9 protein-coding genes and 2 pseudogenes are annotated in these 12,252 nt (G+C 56.2%); 3 read left to right on the plus strand and 8 right to left on the minus strand.

Features of this window, described 5'->3' with window-relative positions; all coding sequences use genetic code 11:
* A pseudogene (locus BW994_RS06850) lies at positions 1-300 on the plus strand (hypothetical protein); the annotation flags it as partial.
* Between the two features lie 9 nt (positions 301-309).
* Here the strand turns inward: BW994_RS06850 and BW994_RS06855 are convergent.
* The 8 genes and pseudogenes from BW994_RS06855 to BW994_RS06880 form a co-directional block, all read right to left on the minus strand.
* A complete protein-coding gene (locus tag BW994_RS06855) occupies positions 310-726 on the minus strand; it encodes a hypothetical protein (RefSeq protein ID WP_051657198.1) in 417 nt (138 codons plus the stop codon).
* Between the two features lie 215 nt (positions 727-941).
* Positions 942-1,541, minus strand: coding sequence for an acyltransferase (locus BW994_RS06860; protein WP_076454422.1), 600 nt, complete (start codon positions 1,539-1,541; stop codon positions 942-944).
* Between the two features lie 140 nt (positions 1,542-1,681).
* A pseudogene (locus BW994_RS20520) lies at positions 1,682-1,885 on the minus strand (DapH/DapD/GlmU-related protein); the annotation flags it as partial.
* Positions 1,886-2,467: 582 nt separating this feature from the next.
* A complete protein-coding gene (locus BW994_RS19120; protein ID WP_139334017.1) occupies positions 2,468-3,559 on the minus strand; it encodes a class I SAM-dependent methyltransferase in 1,092 nt (363 codons plus the stop codon).
* 96 nt (positions 3,560-3,655) lie between these two features.
* The gene (locus BW994_RS19125; protein ID WP_217696443.1) at positions 3,656-5,092 is read right to left on the minus strand and encodes an O-fucosyltransferase family protein; all 1,437 of its coding nucleotides are present in this window, start codon (positions 5,090-5,092) and stop codon (positions 3,656-3,658) included.
* Between the two features lie 524 nt (positions 5,093-5,616).
* On the minus strand, positions 5,617-5,778 hold the full coding sequence (locus tag BW994_RS19900; RefSeq protein WP_217696444.1) for a hypothetical protein: 162 nt from the start codon (positions 5,776-5,778) through the stop codon (positions 5,617-5,619).
* A gap of 88 nt (positions 5,779-5,866) precedes the next feature.
* On the minus strand, positions 5,867-8,890 hold the full coding sequence (locus BW994_RS06875) for a glycosyltransferase (RefSeq protein ID WP_029311012.1): 3,024 nt from the start codon (positions 8,888-8,890) through the stop codon (positions 5,867-5,869).
* On the minus strand, positions 8,887-9,303 hold the full coding sequence (locus BW994_RS06880; RefSeq protein WP_051657195.1) for a hypothetical protein: 417 nt from the start codon (positions 9,301-9,303) through the stop codon (positions 8,887-8,889). The genes BW994_RS06875 and BW994_RS06880 overlap by 4 nt, the downstream gene beginning before the upstream one ends.
* A 538-nt stretch (positions 9,304-9,841) precedes the next feature.
* Here BW994_RS06880 and BW994_RS06885 point away from each other — a divergent pair.
* Positions 9,842-10,774 carry an amino acid--[acyl-carrier-protein] ligase gene (locus tag BW994_RS06885; RefSeq protein WP_035228218.1) on the plus strand — a complete coding sequence of 311 codons (933 nt, stop codon included), beginning with the start codon at positions 9,842-9,844 and terminating at the stop codon, positions 10,772-10,774.
* On the plus strand, positions 10,771-12,246 hold the full coding sequence (locus BW994_RS06890) for a class I SAM-dependent methyltransferase (RefSeq protein WP_139334019.1): 1,476 nt from the start codon (positions 10,771-10,773) through the stop codon (positions 12,244-12,246). Before BW994_RS06885 ends, BW994_RS06890 begins: the two co-directional genes overlap by 4 nt.
* Positions 12,247-12,252: the final 6 nt, after the last annotated feature.

The raw sequence follows: 12,252 nt of genomic DNA on the forward strand, positions 1-12,252 counted from the left end.
TTCTGCCTGATCAGTTGGCGGATTTTCTGGCTTACCATGGCCAATCGCACTGCCCCAGCCGAACCACCACGGTGCGCCCTGACCAAATTGGAAATCAGCTTGCTCGATCACATCGTGAAAGATCGAGAGCCATGCAGCCAGAAAACACTATCCCATTATCTCGTCAAAATCGCACGCCTCGGAGGCTATCTCGCCCGCGCGAGTGATCCGCCACCCGGCAATACCGTCATGTGGCGCGGAATGACGCGCCTCACCGATATCACCCTCGGAGCGGTCACCATGGCAAATATTTGTGGGTAATCGAAAGCCTCACCGGATGGGTACGAGGATGCGGCCGATGGCGGGATTGGTTTCGATCAGTTCGGCCATGGTGGGGTCGGCCAGCAGGTCGCGGAGTTGCTGGGCGGGGTAGGTGACGGCGGCCGGCATGTCGTGCGTGCCGGGGAAGACGCGGGGGAGCCAGCCGAAGCCATCCGGCAGGGATGGGCGCTTGGCGCGGTTGGGTTTGGCGGGCGTGAGGCGCTTCCGGCTTGGGGTGGGGCCGCGCAATACAGCACGCGCGAAGCGGGCGGCGATGCCGGCGAGGCGCTGCCAGATTGTGATGATTTTGGCACCGGGGAGGTGTTGGGCGTGGCCCTGGGTGACGACGATCTCGGTCAGCATCGCCATGATGAGGGCGAAGCGGTCGAGAAGCGAGATCGTCAGAGGGGTTGGGTTGGTGCGCACCAGGCGAGATAAGCATGGTGGGCGGGGGGTGAGAAAGGGTTTTGTTTGCCCGAAACCGGCTTGACGCAGGCGAGACGGTTGACGCTAGAGCGTTACGCTTTCAGCTCAACGTCCTAGCTCCATGTTCTATCGATCGATTTCATGGGATTATGTTGCTGCTGCTGCGTCAACTTGATCGCACATCGCTCAACGCTGTGCCGGAGCAACGGGTCCGATTACCGCAAGTTGAAATCCCATGCTACGTCTTCCTTGATCACCTTTGCAGGCTGGCCGGCGGCCAAGGTGTGGGGTGGAATTTTGGTTGTAACGATCGAACCAAGTCCTATGATCGAACCTTTCCCGATATGCGCACCTTTCAGGATCTTCGCTTGATATGCGATCCAGACGTTATCATCCACGAAAATGTCTTGGGCCGGATTGAGGCGTACCCTGGTGGTTCTGTCGAGGATCGAATGCATGTCACTGGTCATAAAAAGTGTATCGCTTGCGATCAGGCAGTTCGAGCCGATCGAAATACGCGATGGTTCGTGGATGTACAGGCGGGTATGCCACGTGAAATTGGTTTGGGCCCCGACGAAGATTGAGCCGTTCGCGCTCGCGAGCACCTCCAGCGCGGCCAGACTGCAATTTGGCCCCATCTCCAATATACAAGAGTCACCCAAGGTGATCATTGCCCCGCTAAAGGTGCAGTTCTCGTCAATCCGAACGTACGTGTCCGACCCTTTCAATGTGATAAGCGCATCGCCTGATTTCTCGACAGTTGGGTGGATCTGGACGTCGTTATTGGACCCTTCATCAACCACCCTGATCGTCATTCGGTTGGCTCAGCCAACAGGGCGGAGACCACGACCGTTTCAGGTGCGTAAATCGGGGCGGATTCGGCGACCCGTTTCAGCCCTTCGATCGCCCCGGCGGGGTTTGCGAAGTCGACCTCCTGCAGCTGCCAGGGCGCGTAGTCCCACCAGCGGATAAACAGTAACTGAGCGGCAATGATCGGATCATGGCGCATGCGGATGATGCGGGCGGGGTTGCCGCCGACGATTGCGTATGGGGGTACGTTTTTGGTCACGACAGCCATGGCAGCGACTACTGCGCCGTCCCCGATTGTGACGCCCGGCATAATCATCGCGCCGTGGCCGATATAGACGTCGTTACCGATCGAGATTGGTTTGAACTGGGTAGACACGGCGTTCTGCCAGTCTGGTGCGCCGTATGAGTGATAAGGGCCAGCGGATGAAAAACCGTCGCCGACGTCAAATATTTTCTCTCGAAGATAGAAAAATGGGCTTGTGCTGACCCAGGTCAATGGATGGCTGGCGCGGCCAACCTGAACGTTTTCGCCAATTGACGTATAGCGACCTATAGTGACACCGGAATAAAATCCGCTGACGGCATAGCTGAACGCTCCAATGCGAAAATCATCTCCGATGTTCATCCACTTGATGCTGCAAGGTGGCTCGAAAGTCGCCCCTACTGAAATCGTTGTTCCAGGGCCATTGAATGTTTCAACACCGTGAAACTTCAGGAGATCAACTAACTCCGATGTCATCTCTGTGATCAAATTTCAGTTCCTCTTCGCTGGTATCGTCGGCAATAGAAAAATACCCAGCTAATCCGTCCGCTCGTTCGTTGGATTATCAAACCTTTAATGGCGATGTGCCAAATCCCCAAGTATGAATCATCCTAACAACTGGCGCACGGAGAAACGGCGTATTGACAGGGTCAGACCTCAGCTTACGATCTACTCTTCATTTGAAAAAACCGCGACATGCATCGCGATCAAGGCCCCCCCCGACGGAGACCGGCAGTCCTCTCCATCGCCGGCGATCACTTGTTGGTTAGTCCCAACAAATTTGCCAACTGTTCGAATGCTCCATCGTGTCTTTTCACTCTCCAAGAGCCGACACGTGAATCCTATAAGCTCTCTTGACTCACCGCGGGTACCAGCAAACATACCTTGATCAAACCAATCAGACCATGTGGAATCAGAATATTGGACTCTATAATGAATTAAGCGTTCGTCTAATTCAATTGAAAACCCCTGTATCGGAAAGTTTTCAGAAGAAAAATTCACAAATCCATCATTTCCTAAAACATCACCTTGGTTCGAAATATGAGCTGCAATTTTTAGTGTTTTTTGAACCGAAGAAGTGGGCTGCGGTATGTCAAAGAACGGCTGACTTTCACGAATAATAGGTATAAACAGTTTTTTTATCAGACATGCTCGTCTATAGAATGTGATAGATTCCGCCGCTCGTCCGTAGGTCCGTAAAAATGCATCTTCGACAGAATCAATATCTACCAAATCATCGCCAACTCTAAGGTCAACCCATTTTTTTAGGTAATCTACACATGACAGAGCTGAAATCCCCTTATATAATTTATACATATCACCATAATTTGTCTGTAAATCCTCTACAATATATATGCCGCTACTTTTTAAAAATGGAAATAAAGTTCTCAATGATGTAATTTGATGTTCCCACATATGTGACCCATCTTCAATTATCAAGTCAAATGGTCCATATTTAACTGCGAGCCGCGTTAACTCTTCTATGTTGGATTGATCCAAAAGTTCAATTTTAATTCTTCCTGCTTCATGAAATTTAGCGCTGGGAACGATGTCCGCCCCTACGATCGTAGAATTGGAAAAATATTCCTCCCAAGTCCTAAGCGATGCACCGTCTAAAACTCCAATTTCTAAAATATTCAATTTCCTGGATCGAATTTTCGAAAAATATTGCTCATAAAAATTCAAATAGTTATGATAACTAGAGGATTTGTCAGTCCCATTTTTCAGGCCGATTTCGTTCAAACTCAGATCAACATCCATTTTGTTAACTCCCTATTCATAAGTATGTAAAAGTAGTCAGTGGAAGCACAAATCACGAAACGAAGGTTTAGTGACTGCAGACGGACCACGAGCCTATTAGTCAAAATAATCTGAGAATGATACGGGAACTGTCGCTGCACTTTCGGGGTCCGGAAATATTCCATGGTCTATCCTCAGAGAGAGAAAGCTGCTTGAGTTGTTATATATATAATGTGTCTTTACAGGGCGCCGATATTTACAATACTTTTCCCAACAAACATTGTTTGAAAAAGTAGACCTGGTTAATCCAACAAAATACTCCGCATCCATCGCCATTTCGAAGTCTATAAGCGACAGATTTAAGACACCTAATTGTGACATATCGTCCGCACTTAAAAAATCAGATTTCCAGAACAATTCAATTCCGAATTCCTTGTAGATCTTAGATTTAATTTCTTCGACTGGAACAGGTAGATTTTTTTCATCAGAGACAATATATATCTTTCTAGGAATCGGTTTTATCGTTTTTTCGATTTTCGAAAATATATATGGATATGGGATTATAAAGTCCTCGGCCGACCCAAGGGCTGTTCTAAGATGAGTAGCATATTCTTGCCAATCGTTCTCGATTCGCAGTTGAAGAACGGTGCTAATTTCTTCATTTTCAAAGACGTTCTTTTGTAAATTCACTAAAATATTTGAATTTCTGATAATGGGCACCAACGCATTTGTACGATCAATTCCCATGGTTGCAGGTGTATTGAAATCCGGATTTCCATTAAAAAAAATCCACCCATGTGGGTCATCTGATTGGAAGTCTTGCGGCTTCTCTACGATTTCAACTCCATATTTCGACGCGAAATCCCTGAATTGCCCAAGATCATAAATAGACTCGAATGGTACAGTCTTCTGCACATCATTTTTATGATCGAGTTGGTACAGCTCTGGAAGAAAAATCGGACGCTTAGCATCGTAGGCGGCAGCGAGAAGTCCCGCTAAAGCTCCCTTTTGATTGTTTAGTCCACCGTTGTTGTATAAATATCCAAGCGGCATGGCGCGGCGACTTTCGTCATTGAACGTTATACCGGCTTCATTAGTCGTAGGAATAAAATAAGAATCGTTATCAATCGTATTTTGTTGAACAGTGTTTTCAGGAGATTCTACTAAGGTTAATCGCCAACCCGCGGTATAAAAATGTGTATCATATTCACTCTCTGTGACTAGGCTTGGAATCATATTAGGCAAGTCGTCTCGATAAATTGCTGTGACGAATACGGTCTGCCATTGATCACGAAGCGCCAGATCGGGAGAGTTAAAGTCCTGCGAGTATGTCCCCCATAAGACGGTCGAGATGTGTGAGCCTTTAAAAGAGCTGGGGATCAGAATCGAAACTTCGAATTTATATAGTCTGCCATCGATTAAGCCATTGATAAGAATATGGAATATGGGCTTTTCAACTGTGTTTGTCTTCGACACTTGGTGTTTTATGACTTCCAAATACTCCAGCGGAGGACTGACCTCTGTTTCTGGCGGTGGAGTGTCTATCGACCTCATCTTATATTCCCTAAGCTTGATAGTGACGCTGGCGTTTGAAGTATTTTGAATATGTATCATGTCGGAGCAACATTTTGCTAGGGTTACATGAGGTATGATTGCTCCATCGGAGTTGCGCGGATTTTGCCGTCTCCTGATATGTTATCAATGAGTATGGGATCGGCAAAGTCGTTGCTTAAGATCCGTCCGCTCACGTTTCGAAGGTAGACCAAGGGCTGGAACGAACGAAGTATGGCACAATGTCGCTGAGACGTCAGGGCAAGAAGATCGATCGCAGAACAGTCTAATCTGGTTTGGTCGCGTCGGCCTCGAGACATAGCGACGGCTCCAATTCATCGTCGTGCGATTATTCGAGTTTGTACCGATAGTTGTCGACGTTTGTGATACGTCCAAAACCCTGGTTTTAGCGGGGGGCGTCGTCTAAAGTGTTTCGCGGTTCCGACTTACTCGTCGAATTGTCGGGTGGTGTCGTGTTGGCGGAAAATGCCGGCAAAGATGGGACGTTTGATAGGGAGGCGTCGGACCTAGCGGTGCATCAGCCAAGTGTCGATGCTGATGGCGCGGCGGGTGCGCCCGCTTTCGGTAATCACTTGGGTGACGGTTCCATAATGGTCGAAGTTTGCGGTGTCGGGGGGCGGGGTGGCGAGTCGTTCTACCATACCCGCATCGCCTGGGATCAGCCTCATGCCCTATTGGATATCGCATTTATGCCTACCATGAGTTCAGTTGATGTGCCGGCGCAACGAGACCGGTAGGATGGCCCGCGTTATTGCCTCAAGCGCCGAATTCGGCCTGGAGGAGGGCGACGGATTCGGTGTCGGCGAAGGGGGCGCGGGCGTTTTCGGGGTAGGGGTGGGCGGGGTCGAAACCGTCGATCGCGGCGAGGGCGTCGGCGGGGGTGACCGGGAAGGGGATGATGATGCCGAAGCCAGCGTTGCGGATGCGTTCGGCGGGGGCGCCGATGTCCGGCACGATGGGGATGAGGCCGGCGTTGACCGCTTCGGAGAGGGTGTATGAGAAGGTTTCGGGCCAGGCGCTGAGGAACAGGGCGAGGCGGCCGCCGACGCGATCGATCAGGCCGGGGAGGGTTGCTTCGGTGTAGCGGCCGAGGATGGTGACGTTGCCGAGTTGTTTCAGATCGTCATCGATATCGGTATGGCCGATGATTGTGAAGGTGAGGTGGGGGTGGCTGAGGCGCGCGGTTCGGGCGATTTCGAGCAGCTGGCGTGAGCCTTTGTGCGGGCCGATGCCGCCGAGCAGGATGATGTTGTCGCTGGCACCCTGGCGGATGGGCGCGGGCGGGGTGTGGGTGATGGTGGGGTGGGGGATCGGCTGGATCGGGACGGTGGGGAAGGCGCGCTGGAGGTAGGATTTGGTGTCGTGCGAGGGGGTGATGATTTTGGTGATGTTGGCGAAGAGGCGGGCGAACAGGGCGCGGTGATCATCGATGGTGAGGCTGGCGAGGCGTGAGGCTTCGTGGCTGCCGCCGATTTTCAGGCAGCGGTTGCAGACTTCGGGCGTGCCGCCGCCGCAGAAGCGCTCCGCGGCGTCGATGAAGGTGGTGCGGGGGCAGACGGCGTAGAAATCGTGGCCGTAGTAGATGGTTTTGCGATGGGCGGCCCAGCCGGTCAGGGTTTCGATGGCGGCTTCGGTGAAGCCGAGGAGTTGGTGGATCAGGACCAGGTCGATCTCGGCGGCATCGAGCATGGCGCGGAGGACGGGTTCGTCGCCGGGGTGGAAGACGGCGCGGATGAGCGGGGCGTGGCAGGTGAGGACGAGGGCGCCGTTTTCCTGGCATTGCAGGGAGATGGGGTGGCGGGCGCCGTAGGAGACGATGGTGCCGAGATCGGCCGCGGCTTTGCGGGTGCCGCCGGCGAGCCAGTTTTCGATGATGAGGGCGTAGCGGCGGCCTGGCTGCGCGGCCGTGGCGCGGGTGCGGCGCAGGCGGGCGATGTCGAGCTGCCAGCGGCCGGCGCGCAGGGGATCGGCGTCTTCGAACGCCATGATGAGGGGGGTGTATTCGGGATAGATGCCGCCGAGGATGGCGAGGTTGCGGCTGATGAGGTCGGCTTTTTCGGCACCGAAGGAGACGCTTTCGCGGTGTTCGACCAGGGCGCCGGTGGCGGCGACGTGGCGGAAGCCGAGGTCGGTCGCGCGCAGGCAGAGCTCGTTTTCCTCGCCGTAGCCGCGGCCGAACACCGTGTTCAACTGCTTGATGTGATCGAGGATTTCGCGGCGGATGAGCATGCAGAAACCGTGGCCGGTCGGGACGTCGATGAGCTGGTCGCGGTTGAGATCGGCCGCGAGGCGCGCGAGTTCGGGCCAGGTGATGTCGGGCAGGGTGGTGGTGGCGAGGGTGGGGTGGGGGTAGGAGAAGATGGTGGCGTTGTTGGAGAGGGCGGTGACGGTTGCGATGTCGTCAGCACTGCGCAGGGCCCGGCGCATCCGATCGAGCGTGCCGGGGAAGACGCAGGTATCGGCGTTGAGGAGCAGGACGTCGCCGGTTTTGCAATAGTCGAGCCCGCGGTTGACGGAGCGGACGAAGCCGAGATTGGCCGGGTTTTCGAGGATGACGACGCGAGCCGCGGCGCGGAACCGGTTGAGCATCGGCATCATGCCGGGTTCGGGCGGGCCATCGGCGATGATCAGGATGGTGTCGCTGGGGCCGAGATCGGCGAGGGCGTGGCGGATGCAGGTTTCGGTGATGTCGACGCCGGCGTAGACCGGGATGAGGATGGTAATCGCGTCGGCGGGTTGTGGGCTTGCCGCGATGAGGTCAGGGCGCCAGAGATGGTCGGGGCCGGTGCGGGATTGGACGAGATAGTCGCGGATGATGGTCTGGAAGACGGCGCGATCCATCGGTGCGAGCGGGGTGGCTTGGGCGTGGATGCGGGCGGCGACGCGCTTTGCCGCAGCGACGAAGGCGATGCGGTGGCCGATGACGAAGGGGCCGTTGAACAATTCGACGGTGCTGCCCTTGAGGCGGAGCGATAGTCGGGACAGGTCAGCGGGCTCGCGTGTAGTGCCGGGGAGTTTGAGCCAGAAGCCGCGCTGCCAGTTGTTCGGGAAGGTATCGCGCAGGTCGCTCCGGGGGAGCGAGCAGACGGCCGAGCCGACCACGGTGCCATCGATCACGGCTTCGATTTCGAGCATGCGGCCGGGGGCATCCGGGCAGAGGAGCCAGCCGGCGCAGTGATCGGGGGTGATGGTATCGAGGAAGCCGGTGACGGGCAGGCTGGCGGTTGCGCTCGCGCAGACGCGGCCGGCGGCGACCATTTCGACGTGGAGGTCCGGACGACTGAAAAAAGCGTCCGGCAGGGGGCTGTCGAACCAGCAGGGTTGAAAGCCGGGGTCCTGATCGTGCGCGCCTGGCATCGCCAGCAGGGTGTGGGAAGCGACACCGTCGGTGGTGCGGAAGGTGAGGTCGAGCGGGCCGGTGCGATCACTGCGGCGGCAGGCCCAGCCGACCACCCGGTCTTCCAGGATTTTGAAATAACCATCGATGATATCATCGCCGATCTGCAGCGGCGAACCGGGCAGTTCGACGCCATCGGCCAGGATGTGGACCAGCGGGCCGCCGCCGAAATCATCGAGGGGGATGCGGAAGCCGAAATCGATGCGGCCGAGGGCGAGGGGCGCGAGGTCCGGACGGTCGCGCCGGGCGCTGCCTGAGGCAAGGCGGGTGCCGTTGCTGGCGCGGATATCGATGGCGCAGGTGTCGGTCAGGGAGTCCGGGAGGGCCCAGCCGCTGACGTAGCGACCGATGAAACCATCGACGTGGCCGTTAGAGACGGTCAAGCAGGGACGCCTGTTCGCTTGTCAATCCGGAACGGGTCACGCACGGTGGTTGGGCGTTGGCCGTCCGACACGAGCGTCCAGTCGCGGGATGGTAGCCGACCTTCACGGAACCCTTCGAGATTGAAGTGCTGCGTGGCCGAGGTGAAATACTTCCGTGCGACGGCTTCGGCGACGTCGGGGTATTCGCTCAGGTACCAGGCTTCGTCGACCACGATTGGTCGGGGCAGGCGATCTTCATAGTATCCGGCCAGGATGTAATGCGACTTCGCGGATTTCAGCTCGCCGGTTCTGATCTTTTCATCGACGTCGGGGTTCATTTTGCGATAGTAATCTTCATTGACGTCGACCGTTTCCAGGACCGAGGTCAGGAGCTGCCTGAGCCTGCTTTCGACGACTTCGATGCCTCGTGCCATTCCATATTGCTTGACGCCGCGGAGGCATCCAAATGGAGGGATCATTGAAATATTCCTAAACCTTGATAGCCAACAAAAAGCAGCGGCAAGACAAAACCTGGTCGTACGCTGAGCGCCGACATTATTGCGGCGCACGTAGTCGAAATGACAAACGAATAAATGGCTGGTCGGAAGGGGTGAAGCGTATCGAATACATCGGATAAAACCTTTTTTGTATTCCCCCCTTTCGGAGCGATTTTTTAGATAATCCGGGACGCTTCGTCAAGGATGAAACGCAGGCTGGACTGGCTTGACGTGGTCCAGCGGCGTCGGCTGCCCGGCTTGTTCCGGCCCGGGGCTGGGCCAATGGATCGTTTGATTCGAATTATTGGTGATACGAACTAACGGGAAGTTAGATCGGTCGCCGCGAAGCGCTTCGCGCCACAGGGCGCTTGACCATATGTCCTGTTTGTAACAATGTGCAAAAAAATGGACCATATTGCAGCTTTCTATGAGCATCATGTGATGTTACAATTTTTTTATAATATCGGGTAGTTTGATGACTCAATCTTCGAGAGACGAATTTGTTGCGATGTTGGCTTCCGCTGGGATTCTGATCCCCAGCACCGTGGCCGGACTTTATGGTCGTGGGGTGTTGATGGAGCGGGTGGCCGAATTCGTCAGTCATTGGGTCAACGAGGCCGGCGTTAGTGATGGCGCCGAGTTCTTGCGGTTTCCGCCGCTGATGCCGCGGCGATCGTTCGAAGACTCGGGATACTTCCGGAATTTTCCCAATCTTGTTGGGACGGTTCACTGTTTCTGTGGGGATGAGGAAGATCATCGCCTGCTGATGCGGACCCATGATGCCGGTGGCGACTGGACCAGCCAGCAGAGTGCGAGTGATCTCGTGATGGTGCCTGCCGCTTGTTATCCGGTTTATCCTGCTGTCGCGGCGCGTGGCCCGGTTGCCGCGGCGGGGCAAATCTTCGATGTGTGCAGCTATTGTTTTCGACGTGAGCCGTCGCAGGACCCCAATCGGCAGCAGATGTTTCGCCAGCATGAGCGAGTTTATATCGGCAACCCGGAAGGAGCGAGGGCATTTCGTGCGACCTGGGTGGACCGCGCCAAGGAATTGGCATCGCTGCTCGGACTGCCGTTTCAGGTCGTGCCGGCCAATGACCCGTTCTTTGGTCGGACCGGCCGCATCATGATCCGCGGCCAGATCGAGCAGGCGTTGAAACTCGAACTCGTTACACCCTCGGTTGCTGAGTCCGGCGAGACGGCCTGCGTCAGTTTCAACTTGCACCTCGACAAGATGGCGCAGGCATTTGGTCTTGAATTCGAGGATCGAACGCAGCCGCATACCGCCTGCGTCGGGTTTGGTCTGGAACGGCTGGCGCTCGCGGTATTCTGGCATCATGGTACGGATGTGGGCGGGTGGCCTCGCGCGCTGGTGGATGCGCTGGTTTCGCACGGTGGACGATTGCCGTGACGACCACGGGTCATCTGGTCGATCGTTTGCGGATATTGCGAGACGACCCGCGGGTTGAAGCGGTGTCAGTTTTCCCCGCTGGCTCCGCTTCATGGTCTGCTGTAATCGTGCTGCCGGATGAAGCCTGGCTGCGGAGCCAGGTTGCTGATGCGACAAATTTGTCGCGGCGGGCGCTGCGGAGCTGGCAGACGACTTACGATCTGGCCTATCGGAAGCCCGACGCGGCGCCGCGACCTGGTTTCGCGAGTTGGACCAGCAGTTTTACCCGCGAGCAGATCCCCCAGCCAGATATGGAGGATTGGCTTGCCGGTACGGTTCGGCGGCTGCGGGCTCTCGGGCATGGCCGGGTACTCGAGATCGGGTGTGGCACCGGTTTGATCGTGGAGGCGCTTGCGCCATTCAGCGAGGCGTATCGTGCCACCGATCTATCGGGGGTCGCGATCGGGCAATTGCGCGGTTGGCTCGATACACGTGCTGATCTCGCGCATGTCGAGACCGTTCACGCGGCGGCCCACGAGGTTGGTCAGGATTGGCCGGCGGATCTGGTGGTTTTGAATTCGGTCGTTCAGTATTTTCCCGACGCGGCGTATCTGAGCCAGGTGTTGGACAACGCCTGGCGCTGCCTTCGGCCGGGTGGTCACATATTCGTCGGCGATGTCCGGTTGCTCGGTGCGTTGCCATGCTTTGTATCGGCGGTGGAGCTTGGCCGGAGCGCGGACACCGACGATGTCGCGACGCTTTGGCGATCGATCCATGCGGCATGGCTGTCGCAATCCGAACTGGTCATTGATCCGGGTTTTTTTCATGATTTTGCGGCTGATCGTCACGCGAGCGTGAGCACGCGCCTGAAATCGGGCCACAGCGCATCCGAAATGACGAGGTACCGGTATGACGTTGTGATCGGCAAGCCCGGGGAGGATGAGGTTGCATTCACATCAGCTGCACCGACCGAGGTCGAAACGATGGCCGCGTTGAGGTCATGGCTCGTGTCACCCGGGGCCGGGCCGGTGGTGTTGCGCGGCATTGCAAACAAACGAGTGCTGTCTGACGTGATCGCGCATCAGGCGATTGGCGAGGCGGCGGCGGGGCTGACCGTGGCGACGCTTCGCCAGTCGATTGCTGCGCGCGAGACAATCGCCGGCGATTTTGCCGATCCTGCCGATCTTGAGGAGATGGCGGCGGCGCGACAGTTGCACTGCGCGATGCTTGCTCCGCCCGGCGCGATCGACGGACGGTATGACGCCTGGTTTGGTCGATCGGCGTATCGGGGCGACCCCGAAGTGCTGGGCGGGCGGGCGGCGGCGGTGTCGCAACCGCTCTTGTTTCAAGTCTTGCGGCGGTTCGGCGCGGACCTGCTCGATGGTTTGTCGCGGGTCTTGCCCGCAGGGAGCCTGCCGACGAGCGTGTTGCCGGTCGCTCGTGCATCGCGGCTGAATCCTCCGCTTTACGAAATCTTCAATTTTTCATTGTAGCACATT

The organism is Acidiphilium rubrum, from assembly GCF_900156265.1.
In the GTDB taxonomy this organism is placed as follows: domain Bacteria; phylum Pseudomonadota; class Alphaproteobacteria; order Acetobacterales; family Acetobacteraceae; genus Acidiphilium; species Acidiphilium rubrum.